Raw genomic sequence first — 23103 nt, 5'->3', positions numbered from 1 at the left:
GACAACTAGGACACCGACAACTAGGACACCGACAACGTCCCCTCACCATGAATCTTGCCGCAGTATCCGCCTGCAAGCTAGATGAGGACGAGGCATTCAACGCCTTGATCCTTCCCCTCTCGATTCAATCGAACCTGAATGTGTTTGCGCCGTGCCATCGCTTGGTCAGGGAGCTTGGTAATCGCTCGAAAAGAGCTCGGTATTTGCGTTGCTGCAAATCTCGAACCGCCCTTCGGCAACCCAACGCACAAGCTGTCTATCTTCAGTGAGAAAATACTGTAGCGGATCGCGTCGATACATTCCCTTGCTCATCCCCACTTGGGTAGACGTGACATAGTGCGACAAGATGTAGTCGTTTCCGTTGTTGTCTTTGACTTCAAAACGAGCTAGCAAACGCGGAATAGTATCGGGCATTTCGAAATCAGACAACCTTAGAGGCATGAGCGAACACGGAAAGTAGTCAGCACTATCACTTCCCGCTAAAACAACCCGTCTCAAGAAATCTCCCCGCGAAATGGGGCAATCAAGGAGCCTGGGGATCATTCGAAAAGAGCTTCGTTTCTTCGTCTTGGTCGCCTAACCGGTACTCTCCTTCCGCAATCCAGCGCACCAGGCGGCGGTCATCGGTCAGGATATACTCGGTGCGCGTCGGCGGATTGCTACCGCTTTGCGTCACCATCACGTATTGCATCAGAACGTACTCGTTTCCATTTTCATCCCTAGCAGAGAAACGAGCGATCAGCTCCGGAGTGCTGGTAGCCATATCGAGGTTTCATGCATTTCAGTTGGGATTGTACAGGCCGATCTACCACTCAATAGAGCTGCTTTTGCAGTTGACGAAAGCAATGTAGCGGTCTGCGTTTAGCGACGGCAGCCTAGCACATTTACAGCCGCCAACCGCAACATTCCACAAAGAAACACAAGTCGCCACCACACGGACTACTCCCCACTCTCCCGCCCCCCGTAGCCTGCTCACCCACCTACGGCGGAGCCCTCCTGCTGTCCCCTCACTTCCAACTGATGCATCTATTTGCATTGCGGCCTAGCTGACCAGCGACGCCAAGAACGTCTTACAACCGCCACTCCCTCAATCGATTTTGAGTCGACTCTCTTAGGTCGGGGAGCGGTTCGAGCAGTTAATCCAGGAACGGATCGTTGAAATAGGAGGCCGCAGATGCCAATGCATCTGCGATCCCCTCAAAACGAAAAAAACTCTGCAACGACGCCTCAGCGTGTAAAAGTATTGAGTAGCTTCTGCAACTCCGGTTTAGCGCTAGCCGGGGTGGTCCTGTGGACCCGCACCGCGTCGCAGTCATTGAACTGCAGAAAGGGTTGAAGTTCCTTGCGCAGCGCGAGGAACATTGCATCGGTGCCGGAGAGGCCGGGTTCCAGAGCAAGGTGCTGGAGATGCAGTAGTGAATCACTCCTGTCGGTTCTACAGTCCATCCGAGCGACCAGCTTCCCATCCCATAGAATCGGCAGAGAAAAGTATCCGTATCGACGCTTGGGCTCAGGCACATAGCACTCGATAAGGTAATCGAATCCGAACAGCCCCTTCATCCGCTGGCGTTGAATGACGAGATTGTCGAATGGCGACAGTATTTTCAGTTTACTGCGAGCCAACGGTTTGCTTAACAGGTCCAAGGAGGCTGGCAAAGCATAGTAGGGCTTACCGGCAACCCCCACCTGCAGCAGTTCTCCCGTAGAAACCATGTCTGCCAAGGCCTCGGTAACAAGCGGTTTCGTCTCGGTCCGCAAATAGGCAATTTCGGCCGGCTGTCCCAAACCGTTGGCACGCAAATACTGTGCAATCAGAAATCGAGCGTATTCCTCCGATGCGGGGAAAGTCGTGTTCAGGCCTGCGGGCAATACTCGTTCCGTAAGATCATACACCTTATGGAAATTAACACGGGTCGCGACCATCAGCTCCCCCTGCATAAACAGATACTCCAGGGCCTGTTTGGCAGGCTTTGATTTCCATTCACCAATTCTTTTGCCCGTGTGCTCGAAATCCCTTGCCATCAAAGGACCTTCCTTGGCAATGCGTCTAAGCACCAAATCCAGCATCCGCTTATCGCATTTATACCAGTGCCGTTGCTTACCGCTTGCCAACGCATGCTTACGCGGCAGACTAAACCGGTAATCTCGCATCGGCAGGTAGGCGGCCGCATGGGACCAGTACTCAAAAACCTGCTTGTCGGAAAGCAGCTGATCGAGCTGAGAAGCTTTGTAGCGTGGATTGCGATTCCACAAGGTGTGATGATGAGCCCGCTGAACGACGGAGATAGTATCGATTTGGATATAGCCCAGCTGTTCAATCGCCGAGAGTGTGGCTGCAATTGCAGAACCGGCCTGCTTCGTCGGCGGCAGCCCCTGGGATAGGAGAACCAGCTTTCTGGCTTGCTTGATGGAGAGCGTTTCTTTCATGAATCCAGCAATTACTAGCGAACCAGCCCTCACCACAATGGGCAAGCCCAATCAATCTCGCGCCGACACGCAAAGATCCTATTCTGGCTGCACGCCCGCGGCAACCTGCTCCCATGAATCCATCCAGCGATTTCTGCAGCCTACAACTCCAACGCCAGGACGGAATCCACCTGGGGAACGAAACCGTAGAAGTTTCGCAACCCCGCGGTTCGGTGCGGGTCGCGAGCGGAAGAGCAGCAGTCGCCATTCTCAGAACGCTAAAACCTTACGGTGTCTGAATCGTGGCTAGAGCGGAAGAACGTCACCAAGTTCTTCAGAATTTCTCTTCACGAAATTGAGAATTGTCCTGCGATCTCCAGGGGAAGCTCGATCAAGTGCCGCGTGAAACGCAGGCAGATACTTGCGCCGCGCATGCCCGGTCAATGGAATTAAAAATCTGACCACCTGATCGTGCTTAGCCATTCGCCTAATGAGCTTCGGTAACGCGGCAACAAAGTAGTCTGCAAAGTCGTCCGGAGAGAACTTCCACAGCGCTCGGTGCACTGCTTCGAACGCACCATAGTCCTCAGGAACGCGAATCGAATCAACCAATGCCTGAAAGACCTCCTGTGCTTCCTTTCCATTCACCATGTCAACGAGTTGGATATACCGATTAAATCGCCGCTCCGCCTCTTCCGTTGGCGTGGTGTCATCATCGTCCTGAACCAGCTTGGAATTTTTGAGTAGCTCTTTACGCCAATCGGAGAAGGGAATCTTGATCATGTTGTTCCTTTGCGAATTGCAGCCAGGATCCCCTGGCATATGGCATGGAAGGCGTCTCGCTCCAGCGACGCCTATGGACTCAACGTGTAGGGTGGACTGGAGAGTGCAGGTTCAACGGGCAACAAGCTCGAGGGACTGGGCGTCACCATCACCTGCCAGAAACTTTACCACGAATTTCTGCCTCAGGAAAAGCACCCCTTATTCGACTATCGCTTGCTTCGTCTAGATTACAGACACAGTCACAATGAGCATGGCTAGGCTGAAACGAAAAAGTTGCCTGTTCATCAGACGTAAACCCAACGTGAAAAACATCAGCCCTAGCCGGCTTTCGGATAGGAGAGCTTTTGCAAAAGAAGGCAATTCCTTGCCTTCGATTCACCGGTCAGAAAATGGGCTTCTCACTTTGCGAAGCTGAACTACAAGCTATTCCTGGCGACTCTTCTTCTCTCGCCCCTCCTGATTCCAACGACGGCAACTCGATCTCACGGGATAATCAATCCCACTACTGAACCGCCAAACACTGCATCGGCGGATCGTGCCTGGTGTGTTGCAAGAGTTGCCGCTCGACACTGCTCCACCAGCACTGCACGAGTACCAGGATGCCCTCTAGCTCTCATTCCGCTTGCAATACGTCTGACCGAGATTCTTTCGCAGCGGGAAGAAACAGGCTGGCAAGTTCAACCGCGCTTGCGATCCCGCAGACGCGAATTCAATCTGTAGCACCGCTCCACACTCCCACCCCGCCGCAACTCTCTGACATCCCCCGCTGTATTCTCTTAAAAGCAGTACTCTCTTAGAACAAGTAGGAATGTCCACGCTCGCGACGGCAACTCGAAAGCTGGGCAAGGTGAAATCCGAAATGATTGGTGAGCAAGAGACCGACAAAATCACCTACATTCGATATGGGAGTGTTTGCGAACGGCGCAAATCCATGGTCGAGTTCAAGCAAAGAACCAGCAGCAGGATCCATTGCCAATGCTTGAAGTTTTTCGTAGCCGGTAATGGTTGCATCGACGAAACCATCTTTCGAAAAACTAGCGTCCCTCTCGACCTGACCGGACGAGCCAGCACCGAAAATCGGCAGCCACGAATCATGTTCAATTGCACCGCCAAGCATCCCCTGACCAATTTCAGCACATATCGCTAAATGCCCTAAAAGCCAAATGGGAGAATGCCCATGGCCACTTCCGGCAGTATAGAGATTCTCTGAGGCGATATCTTTAACCACCAAGGAGAATACACCGAGCTGAAACTTGTTGATTGCGGATTCGCGTTCAAGCATTGCGATTTCTTTCTAGCTGTGGGTTTTAGCCGAAAAAGTGCGGAACTCACGCCAATCGCGAGGACGACTCCCTTACCACCGAGTTGCCCAATTCCCGACTTGGTGCGCACCAAACGATTCTAGCCAGCGTTTGCGAATGGCTCATCGGCCAGCCCCCCCCCGCACAAGCCGCGTCGAACCAGTAAGTCCCAAGCATACCGATCCAAGTAGGACCGAGCAACAAGTGTTGAAACCGATCCTACGGCACGTACCTATCGCATTCGTGTCCTACACGGCACACAACTTTCCGTGGCAGGGCAATTGGCGTGAAACGGTCGCAAACCCCTTGGATCTTTATTTCCTCCGAATTCCTTGCACCAGACGTCGCCTGGCCATCTGAGCTCACGTACTGCGGATTGTTCAGCAAGGCCGTACCCAGATCTGCCGGTCGACGCGCGCAGACGATCTCCGGCTATTCGTCCACCATCCACCGCCTCGCCCAATCCTCATACTTGCAGAACCCAATACTTACGAGCCCCTCGACTTTCCTGACCAAGTGCACCGCCCATCATTCACTATTCCAATGGCGATCGGCAAACGCCAGATACTGGTCCCAATCATAGGCTGTGACATTGTGATCACCAGTCCGCAAGTGGTAGCCAATAGTCGTATGGATCGGTTTATCGGGTGCGGGCGGGTTGTCCTGCGACAAAGCAGGCTTATCGAAGAGTTCATACACCGGACTCGCATGCCTTGCTGCAAGATACTCCCCCTTGGGATCGGCCCAACGATCGTTCGTGGCACTGGCAACATAGAGCGGGCGAGGTGCGACCAGCGCCAGTAGCATGTGCTGATCCACCGGCAGTGCTTGTTCTCTCTTTTGGTACTGCTGATGGTTGGTGCAGAACCAGTAGCCGACCGGCTTGATCATGTGATGAATCCGCTCACCATAGCAACGCCGATATAGCGCCGCTCCACCACAACCGGAATCATTGCTGATCACCATCGCGAACCGAGCGTCCTGTGCTCCTGCCCAAAGCGCCGCTTTTCCCAGTCTGGAGTGCCCGATGACTGCAATTTTTGACGCATCGATCTGATCGTTCGTTTCTAAGTAGTCGAGAATTCTCGACAAGCTCCACGCCCAGGCACCGATCGCTCCCCATTCCGTCGGCTCGGGCTTCGTTTGTCCTTCACCATAGAACAGGGGATGGACGCCATCGGTGAAGTCATTTTGGTAATTGTCGGGATCAACCTGATCACGGTGAACCGTCGCGAGCGCGTATCCCTGGTCAATAATTTTCTCTACCTGCCATCGACTGGCGGACGTGCCGCGTCCCTTTCCTGTGCTTCGCTCGATGATCGCGGGGTCTGCATGCACCGTATAGTTGCCGTTGAAATTCAACCCGACAAATCCAGCAGCTGGGCCGTCCGACTTGTTGGGGATGTACATTAAGATGTCGAGCCGATACGCTTCGTCACCAAAAAATGCGGCAATTTGCTTGCGTGTGGCACGCCCGTCCAGCGCCTTGGGATCGGTTTCAATCTCTTCGTACCTGACCGCCAACTTTTGATCGGGTGTTTTGCCATATACCGCATCTTCGAACAACCGCTGCACCTCCGCCCGCCGGTACCTTACCCACTCGTCTCTTGCAACCGACTTGCCTGCATTGTCAATCAAAACGTCTGGCAGGTCGTACGAGGGAACCTTGGACTCGTCGTAGTTCGTGTCAGCGGGTTCTTTTGCTACCGATACCAAAGTACCGACCGCCAATAGAATTGCCACCATCGGAATACGAAGCATGATTTACTTATCCTAGAAATATGTTGCTTGGAAGCTACTCTCGATTGGCAGAACGCGCCGCAGAACGCTCATCGCGCGCACCCCATTCTACCTGCTTGCAGTGTCAAAAAGTATCGAGCCAGCAGGAAACGCAGCCGGATACTATGTCATACGCGCGATGTCCACTCCGTCTTCTCCCTCGGGCGGATCGTATCACTCGAACAGACAGACAACCTTCACGTCACGCGAGCTCCGTCATCCGCATCTCCTAGGTCCCCCGCATGCCGTTAGACGACAAATGACTCTTTCTAGACTTGCTGAACGCAGGGTTGCTGGCCTGCCCAAACCGGAAAGTCGGTCTCAGATTTTCTGACTCTAAGTCCGAATCGGAATTCCTGCCCCGCGGGTCTCCGGAATTGGAGCGTTGACGCGCGGACAGACAGCACACGCTTCGCGAATTCCTCCACAGCAACGCCAATGGCGCGCTGCCACAGCATCCTGCCACGGCCGCACGGCCGGCAGTAGCAACTTCAGAGGAACACTTGGGGTATCGAGGCGGCACTATATCAAGGATCCAAGGGCAGAACGCTGGTGAGCCCGGAAGAGCGATGGCCGACACAAGTGAATGATATAGGGTGCCACCAATCCACCAGAACTCAGCAGGCGCTCAGGTCAACATAAACTTAAGTCAGCAAGCCCTAGAGCTGGAGACACCTAGCTAATCTTCGGCCCGGGAGCCAGCCTCTGATTGTTGCACAGTCACGAACGCTGCTGGGGGCGACTCACCATTGCCGCTCGTTCTTTCAACGCCCACATTAGCCGCACTTCGCTCGCCAGCCTTCACTGCGTGCGAATAAGAGGGAAGGAGACGATCACGAATCAATAAGACGGGATTTTCGATCATCCGATTGAGCAACCAACCGAATACACACGCACCAACTACTGCAGTAAATAGATACAAGTTGTAGCTATCCGAGCCTAGCGCTTGGGAGATCCAGTCATGCCCCCAGGTGGCAACTGGCATATGCCACAAGTAGATCGAATAGCTTGCAGCGCCAAGGCCGGCAATTCCTTGAACAAGTACAGATTCTGTTGTCTTCCATCGAATCGCTGCGAGGAGCAAAACGCCACTACCAAGATAAAACAGAATGACACCAGCAACAGATATCCACTTATGCGTTTCCAATTGGAAGATAAATGCGGGTGAGAGAAGGGCAGCCGCCAAAGCAACCAACAGGAAAGTTGGGATACCGGCAGTTCGACTTTCGAGTTCGCAGTAATTCCAAAGGTAGGAAATCAGCACACCGAACATCAGTGAGTCTATACGAATGTGGGTACCAAAGAGGTACACCCTATGGGAGTACTCGGGAAACCACACGAGATTGAGGAGGCGAAATGAAAAGCAGCTCAGAGCGATGATCGCAAAAATCAACGGCACCCGACGAAACGGCCTGCGGGGGTCGATCGCGATGAGACAGGTCACCAGGAATGCTAGGCCGATGTAAAAGTGTTCTTCGACGGCCAACGACCACGTATGATTCCAAAGCCCGCCTAAATAATTCTGAAAAAAGAAAATCTCGCCGACAAGTTGGCTTGTGCGCGGTTGCTGACCTAAATACCACCTCATCACTAGAGTAAAAGCCAGAAACAGCCAAAATGCCGGATAGATCTTGAAGGCTCTGCGAATTAGAAACCGCTTTATGTCCAGTGAACCGTGCTTTTGGTACTCTCGAAAAAGCAGTGAGGAAACGAGAAAGCCGCTCAACACAAAGAAAAGATCCACACCGATCCAACCACCTCGCGCACATGCCTTGATCACATCCGGTGAACTTTCAGGCAGATGAAGATGCCGGCCAATCACGAGAAGGACAGCGAAAATCCGTAGTAGATCAAGGCCTATATTTCGCATTCAATTTTCTGAAGCACAATTGCGATAACCTCGGTCGTCCATGTTGAGGAAGTCCTATGTTCGACTTGCCAGCGAAGTATTAACAAATGTCGTGTTCTGGAAGTATGAACAAAAAACGGCGTATCCTGTTGATGTCATCACACTTCAACGGCTCAAAATGTGCACAAGGACACGCCACGAATAAGAGTACGACAAAACGCAAAGCAAAGCTAGTAGAGCGAGAAACCGCTTCAGAGGTCTAGCATTTCGTCGCCTGCTCGATGACAAGAGCCCTTTCGATGAGCTGGTACGAGAACGAGCCAGGCGGATGATTCAGACAGCGATCGACTCGGAAGTAGAGGGCTTCAGCGAACGTCACTCGAGGCATGTGGACGAGCGTGCCCGACGCTTGATGGTGAAGAATGGTAGCCTTCCTGCGCGAGATATACTGACCGGCGCTGGAGCAGTGGTAATCAAACAAGGTCGAGTACGTGATAAGAGTAGCGATGCCGGTGATCGCATGTGCTTCACTCCAAGTGTTCTTTCGGCCTACTTGAGACGGACAGACAAGATCGAAGAGTTGCTTCCATGGCCATACCTTAAAGGCGTTTCGATTGATGACTTTGCTGAGGCCTTGCAATCGCTTTTGGGCGAAAACGCAATGGGGCTCAGCGCTAACGTCGTAGTGCGTCTCAAGGAGAAATGGGAAGAAGAATATGGCACGTGGAACCGACGTGACTTGAGCGACAAGAAGTACGTTTACGTATGGGCTGATGGCATTCACGCGAAGGTACGACTGGCAGACGCCGCCAATAAAGAACAGTGCATGTTGGTGCTTATGGGTGCTAAGGCTGACGGCAAGAAGGAGTTGATTGCCGGCAACGCTGGCTATCGTGAAAGCGAGCAGAGCTGGTCCGAGTTGCTATTGAGCCTCAAGCAGCGTGGCCTTCGTGAGGCACCCAAGATCGCAGTTGGAGATGGAGCACTGGGTTTCTGGGCGGCATTGCGAAAAGTATTCCCCGATACTGCTGAGCAACGCTGCAGCGTTCATAAGACGGCCAACGTCCTGAACAAGATGCCCAAGAGCGTCCAGCCAAAAGCTAAAGGAGACCTGCATGAGATATGGCAAGCCGAAACGCGAGCGGATGCAATGTAAGCCTTGGCAACTCTATCGAGAAATATGATGCAAAGTACCACCCAGCTTGCGAGTACCTGCGAAAAGACCGAGACCAACAGTTAGCGTTCAACGTCTTCCCAATTGAACATTGCGGGCATCTACGAACCACCAACCCAATCGAGTCAACCTTCGCGACCAGGCGACTTCGTCATCGAAAGATAATAGGAAACGGTACACGACGCGCCAGCTTGACAATGATGTTCAAGTTGGCTCAATCCGCCTCCGAAAAATGGAAGCGGCTTAGAGGATCAGAGCAGATTGCATTCGTCATCGAAGGACGTTCCTTCCAAGACGGAATTATGTAGGAAGAAATCGCTGCCTAATTCAAATTCCTAGAACACAATTGACAATAGCTCGAATACTTGACCGAGCACAGCTGCGCGAGCACGAAGCATAGGATCTCACTGGTTGCCTTGAAAACATAATGAGTAACGCGACGGGGCCTTCGACCCCGGGTGTCTGAATATCGCTTGCCAAAACGCGATAGTCAGTATTGGCGTCCAGTGTGAACATACCTTGGGTAGGATCCGACAATAACCAAATTTCAGGGCTCAATACCGTTCAGGGTTCGACAGTCAGTCGATACCTTTCAACCTCGCTACCTTTCTGTGTACGCTTCAACGTGACTGTTACCAGGCACGCTGCAACAATCGCTACTGAGCCTCGGGCTCGGAGCTGCTCAGGCGGGACTCCCACCCGCTTGCTCTCAAACCATTTCCACTACGCACGTTCATTGCGTGGTTCGTCGGCATGCGTGCTAGCGGCTACCATGCGTGCTAGCGGCTACCATGCGTGCTAGCGGCTACGCTGGGCGTCGGCATCTGCCCTCAATCGCGCAATCGCAAATGCAGGTAGCTCTTCGAGGTAGATTTCCGATTTATCGGGGTGCCTGATGAGATAGTCTGCTAGCGTCTCATTCCGAGTGATGAAGCCAATCTTTTCAAAGCATCTCCCCAGTTTCTTTTCGGATATTGCTGACCATCTACGAGCTTCCAGTTGTGCAAGCTCTCTCAGCTTCGCCTCGACTTCTGGCGAGAAGTTGCCACTGAAGGATACTCCACCACTGGATATTTTGACCACGCGGGATTGCTTGTCCGCAGGTGATGCCAGATTTTGGGGTAAATACTTCTCGTGGAACGTGGCCATCGCTGACTGGTATTTCACATGCAGTTCAGCCATCGCTGCAAGTTCCGCGGTTGTAATCGACAACCATTGTGCCACTAGCGGATCGAGCAGTCTCTCGAATGAATATCTCTGAAAATATTCGCCCATCAGCGAGTCAAGCTCGTCCTGAGGAAGCAAATCACGCAATTCCTCGAATTGCCGTTCGGCTAATACGTTGTCAAACCGAATCAGGCCATCGTGAACATCTTCGATGGCGACACCAGAGGATTGGATCTCTGAGATCCGCTTGTTCTGCTGTTCAAAGCGACGTTGCCCGATACTTCGCAGTTCGCTGGCTAAATCATCCGCAATCGCCAGTTTCCGGGCAGTCATGGGTGGAAGCATCCGCAAGTAGTCACTGCAAGAACTGCGTTCGCTGAATTCTTGGTGACTGGGACTAATATCAATTCGACCATAGCTCAGCGGTGCCTCTGTGAGTACTACGACAGCAGAGAGAATTGCGATTGCAGCATTTACTTTCATTGTGATCCTCCGTGATTATTGAGACGACAAACGTAGTGGCGATAGTCGAGTTGGCGGGCTGGACGGGAATGAAAAACGGGCGAGGTCAGGCGTCCGGCACGACGAAGCTCAAGTGATGGGCGGCGTGCCATTGCTGAAGCAATAGCCATTGCTCACGATTGAGTCGCCCCAGCATTGGATAATGTGTCACGAAAGTGGTGGAAAGGTTCATTAAGGTATTCGCTAGTGCGAAGAACCGGTCCGCACAAGCGCCTTCATCGAGATCTATTGCGGGCTGAAGCTGTTTCGGAGCTTTGCCACGCAGCTTGGAGGGTTTGCCCGTCCGCAGCGTCGGCATGAACATCATTTTCATTACCGGTCGCAACAGGGCTGGGAACTTGAATTCCGCGCCGTCGATTGTCATCTGCATGGACATGTTCAAATGATCGAGAATTTGTGCAAGACTCCAATTGCCGACCAGCACATAACCGCCATCACGCAAGCGAACGACATCTGCGCAAGCGGCACCCAAGTCAGAGTAGCGCAGATCCATACGTCGGTCTAGAATTGTCGTTACGAGTTCGGGCTTTTGAAGCATGCTTGTTCAATTCGTTTGTTGCCGTTGTGGCTAAGTTAGTTGGATGACGGTAGCGATTAGAGGGGACAGGCGAACGACTTGCAAGCAGATGCAACAATAGACCATTCGACTTCCGTGACATCGTCTAGTACGGACCGTTTCATTCGGTCCCTCTAGCCGCTGACGTGCGCCCGAGTCAGCAGAATCGCCCAGTGTCCGATATCGCGGGCGAGTGTGGCAAGAGCAACTTCCGAGCTGCCCAAACGCCTTGAATTGCACAACCTGAAACCGCTAATGGGGGGGCCGTTCCAAAAAGAAAGCATGCGTCCACAACAACTACACACCGCATTCAAACCCGGAAAAATAGCGACGCTCAGAAGCAATTGCGGCAGGGGTAGGAGCCAAAGTCCGCATCGACGCCACTTACCGCATGCTCGGCAACTCCGTTCTTCGCGTGTTGTTATGCCTTCTTCACCTTACTTCGGCCAGAATTCGGATTTTCTTCGCGGACAAGCATGTCCATGAATTTTGCAAATCGTTTCTGTCTGGTTTCGGATTTCTTTGCACTTGCCAATCCGTAGGCGATAACATAGCGACTCGATTTGTTGAGCGTTTCAAAAAATTGTTTCGCCTTCGGCTCGCTCTCCAGTGCTGCCATGAAATCGGCTGGCACCTCAGTTTCACTTGCCGTATAGGCGTTCTCCCACCGACCGTCCGCTTTGGCGGCACGAACATGCACGAGTCCAGACTCTGTCATCCGGCCCTCGCGGATCAAACGTTCCGCATGCGCTTTGTTCCTTTTTGACCAGTTGCTGCGCGCTCGTCTGGGAGTGATCCGCTGGAGATAGACTTGGTCATCGATTGACTTCTTGACACCGTCGATCCAACCCCAGCACAGCGCCTCAACCACGACGTCGTCCCATGTCACGCTCGCAACCCCAGACGTCTTCTTAAACATCTTCACCCACAATTCACATTCAGTGGCGTGATTCGCCTCGAGCCACCGACCGAGTTCGTTCGGCGATGCAAACGTCCTAATTCTCGCAGCATCGGGTTGAGGCATGAAACTAGACATCGGTTGGCGGGACAGCGAGGATCACTTTGGTCCTCTAGGTGGATTGTACATCAAGTCGGATGGGCTGGGCGAATGTAGTGCATCCGCACGGTTCGTCACGTTTCCTTAGTTTACAGCGTGTACTCGGAATCTCGGATATTCGGGAAATACATTGTCTATTTCAGGAATCTTCCGGAGGGCAGCTTTGAATTCTTTCCTTCTTTCTGCGTGTCGATCCAAGCAGTCGGGACAGATCTCGATCGCAAACTTCGCAATCCGCTCTTCTCCCATGGCCGTTCCGTCACCATCGCATCGTTATCCACTTATAACGATCCCCGAACAGTCCAGACGTTGTCGCATACCTGAATCCCAGGGCGGCTGAACGATGGCGACAAGTTCAAGAGTGTATCGAAGCACTGCATTCGGAGGTAATTCTGGGTTAATTTGGCGATCAACGTAGGTGAGATGAGGTGGAACGCGAACGCCGCGAACACCTCCTGCTCGCATCCCCATCAGTCCGAATTCGACACCGGGAGCACTCTCACGGCAACCAAGGCGGTATTGATAGGGCCCGTACTCGGACGAGTCAGCTACCCGGTCACCGCCATTGAGGCGGCATTCGTAGTTGAACTGCACCATGTCACCGGGCAAAGCAGGTGGCCCGGATCCAACTACGATGTCGGTCAACTTAAGCCCCGGGGTACTTTCATGACTTCAGTCCGTTCATGCCATCGTTCACCGGGCCACGACGAACGACGTTGATTTCAAAAACCCGCGTAGCCCGCGGCTCCATGTGCATCGGCCTGCTCTTTGACGATTCGATCGATTTCGTTTATCGGTGTTGCTTGCCGTTCTACCGGAAGACTAGTTCGGCTTGCAATTCTTGACGGCTTTCAGGGCGCATCAGTTGTCAGGAAGCTGTTTTGCGGGCTTAAATTCTAGACGGAAACGGATCCATGCGGCAATGCCCAGTATGTTGAGAATCCGGCATCCGATTGAAGAAAGCCATCATCATCGTCTGAAATCGGTTGATGCAGAAGCAACCAAGTAGACATTCTCGGCTTCCCTTTTGCGAGTCGTGGCCGTGACCAATAGAGAACACTCGCCATGACGGGTGTTTCCTAAAGACTCCCTAAGTTCAGCAACATCGAGTGCCCGCTCCACGGCGGGCATTCGCTGATTTCATGTTCAATTTTTGCATCCGATCGAAGAAATTATCGGCGTCGTGAACTGGCAACGCTGACCACGGTATGTTGTACGGTCCTATGATATTGAGAGCAGGCGCTGGCGCGGTGCATTCGTACCAGTGGAGCATGGTCAACGTTTGAAGTGGCAGCGGTTGGCGTCGCGGATTCGTGGCAGCCCGCAAGGACTCGCATCATGACAGCGAATGCAAGCGGTGTGGGCAGATCGTCTTTTGCCAAATAGCAAACGCATCACGTGGGACCGACCAATGCTGGACTAACAAATTGGACACGCCACCGCCCCTCAAGTGCATGGACTTGTTTGACCGCATTTTGCGTCAGTTTCAGGCCACCCATGCCTGTACCCCATCGTAGCTAAGGCCATCTTCATCTTTAGTGATTTCAAAATCGTATCCTTCCCCACCAAGCGCGGCAAACATAATTGAGACGGTATAGACTGTTTTGGCTCGGCCGCGCTCAAGGCAAGATATAGTAATGTAGACGGTATCTTCGAATCCTCGGGTTTGGTGTTCCGCTCGAGTCGCTTCGCGATCTAGAACTCGTATTTTCGCGTTGTTCGAAAAACGAGCAAGGTCTCGTGGGGGATCGCAATTCTCATAGGTTAGCACCGCATTCCTATCGCTGAAGAACGAGAAATCAATGAGTGGTTGCTTATTCCCTCGCAGTTCCTGTTGCCCGAGGGCCCAAGCCGTCAGTTGGCTGGAAATGACTTGGTGGTCGTTAGGTGTGAGCGGCACATCAGATTGACGCAAGCAAAACACAGCGAGCAAAACAGCCAGAAAAATTGCCGCGCCGACAATAAACAGTCTCCCCATCACGTTTCCTTTTGCCTGACGAACGCCACGCTTGATCGGGTGCGTACGATTGATTAGCCATTAAGAAAAGCATGTTCGAGCACTTCGATCCAACCAAGGCCTCGTCGCTTCTACCCTGGTGCCAATAGCTCCGCGAGGGTTTCCGCATGAGCATGAATGAATTCGTTAGCATCTTGTCCAGCTTCGTAACAGTAGAGTTCGTGTGAAAAGGTGAACACCATGTCAACAAACCTTCCGTCAGATCCAAGGATGAAACCAGAAGAGTCTCCGTTGTACCAATCAATGAACGGGAAGTAGCGTTCCGCGTAAGTTGGGTGCGTATCACGAAATGCAGATCGGCATTGGTTTATAAAATCCACGAGTTGCCCCGTTGGGCGTATAAATAGAGGCATCGGCGTCTCTCCTCGTGAGACGAGTCCCAGTCCATCGTGATTGGAATAGAAGTCTCGCAACTCATGCGGCATTTCGACGCCCAGCTCAGCTTCAACTTTTACAATAGACTCTGGTGAGGCGCCACTCGGAGCATAGTGGTCGTTTTTGCCCTCAGGGTCTGACATCCGAAAGAACTCACTAACGATGCGGTTCCACTTAGCCATAGCGGTTCAGATCCCATCTAACGACGAATACCCCGCATCATAGAACTGCGAGAGATAACAACGGTTTCCTAAAGTGCTCGCCACTGCAATTCCGGTGCAGTGGTAGATTGTAGCCCGTCTTGGATCAGACAACACTTTCGCGATACAGGTCTGTAAACGGGAAAACGTCATTGGATTTCAGCAGACTCTCGACGCGCTCGCGACTGCCGTTACGGCACGCTTCGAGTTCTGGTGCGGTGATACCAATGCACAGGATCAAGCCTGCGTCTTGGTCACGAACAGTGAATTTCCCGTAGTCACAAAACAAGAAAGCAGCAATCGTAGATCCATCTGGAGTAGCAGGGCCGATATCCATGGTTTGATGAGGCTCTAGTGCAGCTTCGAGCGTGTAGTGTGCAAGTTGCCCAATGAGGTCAGTCCCCCAGTCATCATCGTTCCGAGAACAAATCACGAGTTCGTAGTTCCCTAGCGAATTTGGGACTTGATCGGCGTTGCCAATCAATTCAGCGGTCGCAGAGACAATGCCGTCTACGTGATTGTGGAAATAAACAATGTCGGCAGTTCCCCCGAGCTCAGCTCCGATACTGAACGGAATCGTTCCGTGGCCAACAGTATCGTGTGCTTTGCCGAGGAGGGACTCCATTGCAGCGAGGCGAGCATCCCACCAAAGTGTCCAATCGTCTTCGGTGCCAGCAGCTGAATTCATGGGTATGCCTTTAGTCGGTTAGCGGTGTAACTCACCAGGTTTTGTCGGTGCATTGGATATGCTATATCAATCAACGAACGCACTGGGAGCCGGGGCGTGGGGCAGTGGCTCAAAGTGCATTAGGTCCGTTCTCTCCACTGTGGACAGAAACGTATTATCAGGGGTGGGTAGAGCCCGAGCAACTCTGGAGCTGTCAAAACATCGAAAATAGCGCAGCCTGAAACCGCTTGGGAGGGTAGGGAACTCCCTTATTAGAGACGCGATCGCACTAGGAACATCCGTCGTCGACACTGCGATCTGCTCGGCACGGATTACGTCACCTCATCGCTCCGGTTCCTGGCCTTGTTCCTCGGATTGTGCGTGGCTAGTCCTCAAACGACGATCGAGTTTCAACGGCAACCGGGAATGACTCAGTGTATCCCAGTGGTTGAATGAACGGCCCATTTCGGATTTGACCGTAGTAGACACCGAATCCGTCATGCTCGAGCTGAATATCCGAGTGCCAGGTGTTCCCACTCGCCGCGTCAACCCATGAGAATTTGACTCTATATGCATCCGCTTCGGGCGAGTAGCGAACGTCTTTCACGGTGGTAGTAATCGGTCCGAGCGTTGCCCCCATCTCGAATTGACGGGCAACTTCTTTGGGCGATAAGGGCTGCTGTGATGCGACCTCGTTTCTTAACTGCGTAACCAGGCGATTCATAATGATCGTGTTCGTGGTGAGTGCGCCGATCGCAATCCAGAGCAACATCGTACCGAGTGAAAATCGAAATCCGCGGGCCACCGGAGTCTGTGATGTGTTCGTCTCGTCGCTCATACGCTAGATCCAAAATGGATGCCATCGTTGCCGATGAATGAGGGCCATCTCCAAGTCGCCAAGGCACGCCGGTTAGTAAGGTTGGTGGCGTGGCGACTTAGGTTGATGACTTGGTCCTGCGCAACTTTCGGCACCCGACTGCCAGTTCAAACAGACTTTATGATAGCGTTCATTCTTGCGATTGTGCGATCGGCCTCCGATCGCTCTACAAAGACGAAGGATCGCATCGATGCTCCGCTCTCTCAATTTTTTGTTCAATTGGTACATGTCGCGGTCATCGCTCCCCGGAATACCGCAGATTGCCTCCCATTCAGTGTAGTTCGAGCCAATCCCTGTGTAGCCCGACTCGCGTTCAGCAACCCAAGATTTTGTGCCGGCCGCAGAATAAAGGGTCATCACGTTGCCGTCAGTGCAAAACGCGCCCCCATGCAATGGATCATCCCCGAACTCGTTATCCATATCTGCACAAGTATTTCAAATGGCATCATCGGTCGCGTGCCTCAGGTCGTCGTGGATGTCAGTCACCGTCGTTCAGCCTTAGATCATTTGGGGAGTACATTGAATCGGATGACGGTTGCAAAAACCGAGACGCAACGACTGATTTTCATACGGAAATACACCACTCCGCAACTTCGGTTGATCGCGTGGTTTGCCAGTGAATGTCAGTGATTCACAATCGTACCCATGTGATGTGTACGTGACATCTTGAAATCGCCAATGAAGATGACCTCGATATCCCGAAAGCCGTTCGTGAACTGACAGATATCGATGTTGCCATTGTCATACCCAGCACAGATGATAGCGTCGTTCCCAAAGGCACTCCAGCGCGTCGCGGTAACGTTGCCGTTATTCAATAAAACGCCATTGGACGCAAATGTCCAAATACGGTCTTTTTTACCCATTTTAATGCGATACGAGGTACCAGCAATTTTCTTGGACAATTCGTTCTGAAGTCCTAATTGCTTTTCAAGATCGGAGATTTTTGCCAGCAATGCTTGCTGCATGGCTCTGTTTGCGGTATCCCCAACTGCCGTCTTCGAGGCGTCTTCAGAAATCGCAAATTCGGATGTGGGGGGAACAGCAGGTTGACTTTCAAGTTCTTTCGCAAGATTTCGTAATCGAACAGCTTCGTCGAGGTCGTCAGTTGCAATTTTTTTTTATAGTTCGGTAAGTCGTGCTACAGCTTCGTTCTGCAAAGAGTTGAACTTGATGACAAATGCTTTATCCAGGGAGGCTATCTTTTCGTGGTAAGCGTCGTTTAACGAAGCGATTTGCGTATTAAGGACCTTGACAATTGCGGCGCCAGTCTCATTCTCAGCCCCACTGAGATCCTGACCGATCCCCGACAATCCTGTTAAAAAGAGTATGCATGTGCTTGTGACGATCTTCTTCAGCATCTTCGCTTAATCCTAGTTGGCGAACAACATAGTTATCCCGAACAACTTCGGGGTATTGGTTCAGTCTATCGAATATCGCTCGACGGATCTGTCTCTATCCGCAATATCACCCGCGGTGCTAAAGGTTTGTGCGGTGGGGCCCGCTGGTGCGACTAAGTGCAGCCAGTGAGCATACACGAACGAAGGTGGGACGGGGTGCGTGACATTGTCTCGATGGGAACGAGGAATGTTCTCGACATTGCGGCGAGACGGCTTTTATCGTGGGTGGGGGAGGAGCGAGCAGCTTCGGAAATGCCCAAATGCCGAAAACAGTGCAACATGAAACTCGTGGCGAGGCGAAGGGTGAAACCTCGGCGGAACTGCGTGCGCCCCAGGGACGGCGATCGTCGACACTTGCCCTGCCTAGCTCGACTTACTTCGTCTCGCCGGTCAGGTTCACACCTCAGATCCGTTAGTTTGACTTCACGGCACCAATTAAACAGGGCTGTATAACCATTCCAGGACCTCACCATCATCAGGGTGATGGATTGTAACAGACGGACGAAACCCAAGTTTTTCCAATACGCGATGCGACGCATTCCGACTTGGCAATGTCTGTGCGAAAACCTGCACGCTGTCATCTGCTCGGGTTGCGATCTCAACCAGAGACCGCCCCATTTCAGTTGCGATGCCCCTTGATTCATTGCCGGGAAACGTGAAGTAGGCAATTTCGGCTTTACCGTTCGAAGGTGGCCCCTTGAACCCACATGTCCCGCAGATGCTTCCGTCCTCTTCAGCCAAGTAGCAAACCCAAGGCCGTATCGCAGCAACGGTCGAATACAGCTCCGTGCTTGCTCTAACCACGTCAGCGAGCAAGTATGGAGCGTCTGTCGATAGAGTACCAATCTCTAGGTCAGGGCCGATTTCTAGTAATCGAATTTTCAAAGGTGCGTACCTCGCGCGAAAACCATTCGCCGACGATTGACCGCGTTAACCGAGTCGCGGCAAGTGATGCTCCACTTCAAAACCGCCCGGTTCATGCGGCTTCGTATTCGGCGGGTGTTCGACGTTTCGGTCATTGAGAACATGGCTCCGCGCCGAGAAACCATTCGGTATGCTGATCGCCCCTTCGCCCCCAGTAGGTGACGCGTTGTCCGCGCAAGAACACCATGTAGCCCTGTACGCCAGCTTTCATCGCACGCGTAGTAAAGTCGCGATAATGCTGGCCGTGACGCTGGCTATCGAGAATCGCCTCGCATAGCTCGGCCACATCGAAGACCTCGGCCACGGCAGGCAATCCCTCGTAGGAAATGGGCGTCGTCACGACGTCGCCCGTGGCGCTGTAAAAGCACTTTCGTAAGGCGACGTAATCGACGTGATAATACTCTACGCCAGTCTCCATGAGTCTGCGGACAACCTCGGGGAAAGGAATAGAACCGTCGAGTGTCGCGCGAGCGGCGGCAACAATAATTTCGGTGTTCATGAACATTTCGTCTGTCTAAGTGCAAGTACCGCCAAGCGAATATCAATCGGTTTCACGCAGCGGGTGTGAGTGACGTTGATAAACAGCCTGACGCTCCCGCCTGCTCGCGTGCTACGGTTTGTGCGCAATTTCTCGCTCTCACGCATGGATCTTGCCCAAATGAACCAGTGGGCTGACACTGTGGAGAGGCGATTATTATCGAGGGTGAGTGAGGCGAGAGCAACTTCCGAGCTGCCAAAATGCCGAAATTAGTGCAACCTAAAACAGTTGGCGAGGAGCGGAGCATTAAGAAGGAAGCCGTCGGCCAAAACAATTCCACACGGCGTTCAGACCTGGAAGCAGGAATGCTATCAGCAGCATTGGCGACAGGGCTAAGAGCTAAACTCCGATTGGGTCATTTAGCTCAGGGTCCTAGATTTCGATCGGATAACGGCGGCGACACCCCCGCGATTTGCCGACGTAGAGGGTTGCTAAAGGGACTCGGGTGCCTCAATCCAGGAAAGTGCAGTTGCGAGCGTCGCGTGTTGCTATGGGACGTGGGCCGCGAATCCCCCTCGTTGACCTCGTTGGAAGCGTGCCAGGACGTTTACGACGGGCTAGGCATTGCCTCCGATTTGGCGTCGGCCGATGAATACTCCGTCAGTCTCAGCAATTACAAACGGATTTTGGCCGTGTGGACCGCCGAGGATCCGCCCTGGTGTTGGGGCAGCTCACCTCCTGGACCGGACGATTGCGATTGGCCGGTGACTACTACCTGGCCCTCCCGATCCACCGCCGCGTGGCAACCCGCTGTCCAACGCTTGGATCAATGCCCTGTGCACGACAAAGGGGGTCGATATTCAAATCGACAGTGACGTGATCAACCGCTCCGTTTATGCGAGAACGGTCTCGAACGACCTCACGAGCTCGACCGCCAGTTTGAGCGGTGGTGTCCACTCGACAATTACCGTTGGCCCATCTGCAACCCAGCTCTATCACAGCGTGGGGACCTTTGGAGCGCCGCCCCACATCCCCTGCGTCGCTCGGCACCGCGTTGGCGATATTGATTACGTCGTTAATGGCGACGGGACCATGTTCGTAACAGCCGGTGCCGTAGCATCAAAGGCCGCATGGCTCGAGCAATTGTTCACCGCGTCCTAGCAAGGCAGTAGCATGGTCCGGTAGCAAGGCCCCCCGGGCCGTGAAGGCATCCCCGCTCAACAGCGCCGCAGAGCAACCCCGTGGTCGGCCCAGGGGGCCAAGCTACGCCACGGGGTGTCGGGCAGGCAGCGACGCGGGGCCGCTTGGGTAGGCGGGGTGACATGTCGCGTGCAAGACGTAAGGAGGAATGACCGATCGCAGCGATGAAATAGTGCGATTAACGAATAGCACAACCGGGCCGCCGCGGTTGATGCTCCAATTGGAAACGCGATGTCGGCAGCTCCGCAATCATACCATTGTTACTTGGCCATTAGCAGTTCATTGTACAATTCGAGCAGTTGAGCAGCGAACCAAGTTGTCGGTCTCCAGAACCGGAGTGAGGCCGTACCTCTCCGCAATACGGTTCAATAGGCGAAGCGATGTTCCGCGCGGGAATTCGAACTCGCGATTGTTCGGCGCTGAGCCACCGGCTGGCGTCACCATCACATTAACAGAATTGTACCCGAGCGCGACGCCACCGGCGATATGCTGCCAGGAGCATGAATTGCGATAAGTTTCATTTTCGGATCATTGGACGACGTAGAATCGACGCACCAATAAAGCAAGCCACACCAATCAGCAACCCCACCAGTGAAATCGATTCGACAAACCAACGAGAAGATGGCACAACCGACATTGCGCTAACCGAGACAAAAGTGCCGAGACATAGTACGCCGAGAATCAGAAGTGAACGGATCCAAAATATCCTTGAATGCGTACTTGCAGGTGGCGACATGGCATCCGGCGGGGTGTAGGGATTGTCTTTGGAACGCACAGCGGGCTCGGGGTGATAATGGGCAATAAGTTCGGCGAACGTCAAGGATCACGCGGTCGCCGCGAGCGATCCTCCACTTCAAAAACACGACTCGGCGACTCGTCGTGCATCCGATTGTTACCCGCCGTCTTCGTCGATCTTGGGCGTGCCATCAGGCTCTCGCATCGGATACAGCGTGAACGAAATCGAGCACCCAACATTTGCAACGGCAGAAACGGTCGAAGCTGACAGACCGATATTGTAGCCCCAAGTATCCCAGCAGTTGACGCCGACGTTGAAGTCACGTGTTGTGCATTCAATAAGCTGTTGTTTCGCAACTTCAGTAAGGCGGTCCAGCACGCCGATGAATGCGAGGATGTCATTTGTCGCACTGTCATTCAGTCTATCGGCCTCGTAACTCGCCGACCAAGTTCCATCTTTCGATTCGGCGTAGTGGAGTATGCAACACGCATCCGAAAGTTCGGCGTTCAACACATCGAATGGCTTGGACGAACGAAGATCAAAATCGGTGTTGGCGTAGCTGGATTCCATTTGCGTTTAGAGCGAGGTTCCATTTCAGTCGGGTAACGGTTAATATCCTTGACCAATGAGAATAATCCCATGTTCAAGGCAATTATCCACATCCCAGAGCGGAATTCCAATCTGAAAGGCTGGCAGGGGGCAGAATTGGAAAATTTGTTCGCCAGCGGGTGGTGGGTAAAAACGAGTCCACTGCCCAGGCCTGTCGATGAAGAAACATGAGTTCAATCAAATCGACACGCTGCTCTGCCTCGTTCGGCTTACGTCGCTTCGCCGCTCAGGTTCACTGCTTTGGCTGGCAAGATTCTAGCAAGAGCCGATGCTCTGGATTATTGTAATCCCACGCATCGAATGACTTGACCAAGTCTCGTGATGCGTCAACAAGCAATGCCACGATAAATGACGCGACCTCTTCAGGTGCCGCGACTTCCCCTTTTGCAACTAACTGTGCAAACTGCGTAGCGGTCGCTGTATTCGATTCCAATACGGATTCGACAATACGTGTGTTAACGGCTCCAGGAAACACTCTTGCAATCGTGGTGCTGGTCAGTTCCTGGGCGGCACAGCGAGCGGCCATTTGTGCCGCGGCTTTAATAATGGAATAGGCCGCCCAGCCATCTCGTGGGGTCGACGCCGAGTAGCTGTCCAAAAATAGCATTCTGGCCACAGACGCCTTCTCTGTGATCCGCTGACACAAGGAAATCTGAGCTGTTACATGAATTTGAAAATGCTCAGCCAGTGACGCGGGGTTTAGCGACAGAAACGGCTCAAGCGGAATGAGCGATCCAGCCGCGTGCACAATCCCACCTAGGATAGATCCATGCTGGATGGCAGCAACGACCCGATCCATGCCGGCAGGCGTCGACAGGTCCGCGGCCACAGGTGTTACGACGTCCGGGAATCGGTCGGCCAGCATTTGTAGGCGAGCCTCTGAGATCGCAACGGCCAGAACCGGATAATTGCGTGCTGCCAAGGCTGCCGCAACAGCGTTGCCAATCCCTCGCGATGCCCCTGTAACGATATACACCATAGTTGCTCCATGTCGGTAAGAGGCCGAACGAACACCGTCTCCAGGACGGC

Annotated in this window: 24 protein-coding genes and 1 pseudogene; 4 read left to right on the top strand and 21 right to left on the bottom strand. The window is 53.0% G+C overall.

Annotated features, from left to right (window positions below):
• Positions 1-165: 165 nt before the first annotated feature.
• From Q31a_RS09930 to Q31a_RS09900, 7 genes are all read right to left on the bottom strand, one after another.
• A complete protein-coding gene (locus Q31a_RS09930; protein ID WP_145077110.1) occupies positions 166-414 on the bottom strand; it encodes a hypothetical protein in 249 nt (82 codons plus the stop codon).
• 109 nt (positions 415-523) lie between these two features.
• The gene (locus tag Q31a_RS09925; RefSeq protein ID WP_145077109.1) at positions 524-763 is read right to left on the bottom strand and encodes a hypothetical protein; all 240 of its coding nucleotides are present in this window, start codon (positions 761-763) and stop codon (positions 524-526) included.
• 464 nt (positions 764-1227) lie between these two features.
• The gene (locus Q31a_RS09920; protein ID WP_145077108.1) at positions 1228-2427 is read right to left on the bottom strand and encodes a winged helix-turn-helix domain-containing protein; all 1200 of its coding nucleotides are present in this window, start codon (positions 2425-2427) and stop codon (positions 1228-1230) included.
• Positions 2428-2712: 285 nt separating this feature from the next.
• Positions 2713-3189, bottom strand: a complete 477-nt coding sequence (locus tag Q31a_RS09915; protein ID WP_145077107.1) for a hypothetical protein — start codon at positions 3187-3189, stop codon at positions 2713-2715.
• Between the two features lie 793 nt (positions 3190-3982).
• Positions 3983-4471: a DinB family protein gene (locus Q31a_RS09910; RefSeq protein WP_145077106.1), complete on the bottom strand. Its 489-nt coding sequence runs from the start codon at positions 4469-4471 to the stop codon at positions 3983-3985.
• Positions 4472-5018: 547 nt separating this feature from the next.
• On the bottom strand, positions 5019-6251 hold the full coding sequence (locus Q31a_RS09905) for a glucuronyl esterase domain-containing protein (RefSeq protein ID WP_145077105.1): 1233 nt from the start codon (positions 6249-6251) through the stop codon (positions 5019-5021).
• 697 nt (positions 6252-6948) lie between these two features.
• The gene (locus Q31a_RS09900; protein ID WP_145077104.1) at positions 6949-8139 is read right to left on the bottom strand and encodes an acyltransferase family protein; all 1191 of its coding nucleotides are present in this window, start codon (positions 8137-8139) and stop codon (positions 6949-6951) included.
• Positions 8140-8392: 253 nt separating this feature from the next.
• Here Q31a_RS09900 and Q31a_RS09895 point away from each other — a divergent pair.
• Positions 8393-9600: pseudogene (locus Q31a_RS09895) on the top strand (IS256 family transposase).
• 490 nt (positions 9601-10090) lie between these two features.
• On the opposite strand, the gene Q31a_RS09890 reads toward Q31a_RS09895, so the two are convergent.
• The 8 genes from Q31a_RS09890 to Q31a_RS09855 all read right to left on the bottom strand — a co-directional run bounded on the left by Q31a_RS09890 (position 10091) and on the right by Q31a_RS09855 (position 16691).
• Positions 10091-10942 carry a hypothetical protein gene (locus tag Q31a_RS09890; RefSeq protein ID WP_145077103.1) on the bottom strand — a complete coding sequence of 284 codons (852 nt, stop codon included), beginning with the start codon at positions 10940-10942 and terminating at the stop codon, positions 10091-10093.
• 85 nt (positions 10943-11027) lie between these two features.
• The gene (locus Q31a_RS09885; RefSeq protein WP_145077102.1) at positions 11028-11519 is read right to left on the bottom strand and encodes a DUF1569 domain-containing protein; all 492 of its coding nucleotides are present in this window, start codon (positions 11517-11519) and stop codon (positions 11028-11030) included.
• A 439-nt stretch (positions 11520-11958) separates the two neighbouring features.
• The gene (locus Q31a_RS09880; protein WP_145077101.1) at positions 11959-12561 is read right to left on the bottom strand and encodes a YdeI/OmpD-associated family protein; all 603 of its coding nucleotides are present in this window, start codon (positions 12559-12561) and stop codon (positions 11959-11961) included.
• Positions 12562-12867: 306 nt separating this feature from the next.
• Complete coding sequence (locus tag Q31a_RS09875) at positions 12868-13239, bottom strand: FKBP-type peptidyl-prolyl cis-trans isomerase (RefSeq protein ID WP_145077099.1); 372 nt, start codon at positions 13237-13239, stop codon at positions 12868-12870.
• 841 nt (positions 13240-14080) lie between these two features.
• Positions 14081-14572 carry a hypothetical protein gene (locus Q31a_RS09870; RefSeq protein ID WP_145077097.1) on the bottom strand — a complete coding sequence of 164 codons (492 nt, stop codon included), beginning with the start codon at positions 14570-14572 and terminating at the stop codon, positions 14081-14083.
• A 110-nt stretch (positions 14573-14682) separates the two neighbouring features.
• Positions 14683-15168, bottom strand: a complete 486-nt coding sequence (locus Q31a_RS09865) for an SMI1/KNR4 family protein (protein ID WP_145077095.1) — start codon at positions 15166-15168, stop codon at positions 14683-14685.
• A 124-nt stretch (positions 15169-15292) separates the two neighbouring features.
• Positions 15293-15874: a suppressor of fused domain protein gene (locus Q31a_RS09860; protein WP_145077093.1), complete on the bottom strand. Its 582-nt coding sequence runs from the start codon at positions 15872-15874 to the stop codon at positions 15293-15295.
• A gap of 364 nt (positions 15875-16238) precedes the next feature.
• Complete coding sequence (locus tag Q31a_RS09855; RefSeq protein ID WP_145077091.1) at positions 16239-16691, bottom strand: hypothetical protein; 453 nt, start codon at positions 16689-16691, stop codon at positions 16239-16241.
• Between the two features lie 426 nt (positions 16692-17117).
• Between Q31a_RS09855 and Q31a_RS09850 the strand changes: the two genes are divergently transcribed.
• Positions 17118-17360, top strand: coding sequence for a hypothetical protein (locus Q31a_RS09850; RefSeq protein ID WP_145077089.1), 243 nt, complete (start codon positions 17118-17120; stop codon positions 17358-17360).
• Here the strand turns inward: Q31a_RS09850 and Q31a_RS09845 are convergent.
• The 4 genes from Q31a_RS09845 to Q31a_RS09830 all read right to left on the bottom strand — a co-directional run bounded on the left by Q31a_RS09845 (position 17354) and on the right by Q31a_RS09830 (position 19550).
• Positions 17354-17695 carry a hypothetical protein gene (locus Q31a_RS09845; RefSeq protein WP_145077087.1) on the bottom strand — a complete coding sequence of 114 codons (342 nt, stop codon included), beginning with the start codon at positions 17693-17695 and terminating at the stop codon, positions 17354-17356. The genes Q31a_RS09850 and Q31a_RS09845 overlap by 7 nt on opposite strands.
• A 153-nt stretch (positions 17696-17848) precedes the next feature.
• Positions 17849-18088: a hypothetical protein gene (locus tag Q31a_RS09840; RefSeq protein WP_145077085.1), complete on the bottom strand. Its 240-nt coding sequence runs from the start codon at positions 18086-18088 to the stop codon at positions 17849-17851.
• 474 nt (positions 18089-18562) lie between these two features.
• Positions 18563-19012: a GNAT family N-acetyltransferase gene (locus Q31a_RS09835; protein ID WP_145077083.1), complete on the bottom strand. Its 450-nt coding sequence runs from the start codon at positions 19010-19012 to the stop codon at positions 18563-18565.
• Positions 19013-19142: 130 nt separating this feature from the next.
• On the bottom strand, positions 19143-19550 hold the full coding sequence (locus Q31a_RS09830; RefSeq protein WP_145077081.1) for a DUF1398 family protein: 408 nt from the start codon (positions 19548-19550) through the stop codon (positions 19143-19145).
• A gap of 855 nt (positions 19551-20405) precedes the next feature.
• Between Q31a_RS09830 and Q31a_RS09825 the strand changes: the two genes are divergently transcribed.
• On the top strand, positions 20406-20690 hold the full coding sequence (locus tag Q31a_RS09825) for a hypothetical protein (RefSeq protein ID WP_145077079.1): 285 nt from the start codon (positions 20406-20408) through the stop codon (positions 20688-20690).
• Between the two features lie 931 nt (positions 20691-21621).
• Here the strand turns inward: Q31a_RS09825 and Q31a_RS09820 are convergent.
• Positions 21622-22035, bottom strand: a complete 414-nt coding sequence (locus Q31a_RS09820) for a hypothetical protein (protein ID WP_145077077.1) — start codon at positions 22033-22035, stop codon at positions 21622-21624.
• 69 nt (positions 22036-22104) lie between these two features.
• Between Q31a_RS09820 and Q31a_RS30105 the strand changes: the two genes are divergently transcribed.
• Positions 22105-22245, top strand: coding sequence for a hypothetical protein (locus Q31a_RS30105; protein ID WP_197356588.1), 141 nt, complete (start codon positions 22105-22107; stop codon positions 22243-22245).
• A 61-nt stretch (positions 22246-22306) separates the two neighbouring features.
• On the opposite strand, the gene Q31a_RS09815 is transcribed toward Q31a_RS30105, so the two are convergent.
• Positions 22307-23053, bottom strand: coding sequence for an SDR family NAD(P)-dependent oxidoreductase (locus Q31a_RS09815; RefSeq protein WP_145077075.1), 747 nt, complete (start codon positions 23051-23053; stop codon positions 22307-22309).
• Positions 23054-23103: the final 50 nt, after the last annotated feature.

Source organism: Aureliella helgolandensis, from assembly GCF_007752135.1.
GTDB classification, from domain to species: Bacteria; Planctomycetota; Planctomycetia; order Pirellulales; family Pirellulaceae; genus Aureliella; species Aureliella helgolandensis.
The sequence above is the reverse complement of the archived record's forward strand: the minus strand, read 5'-3'. Positions and strand labels throughout refer to the sequence as shown.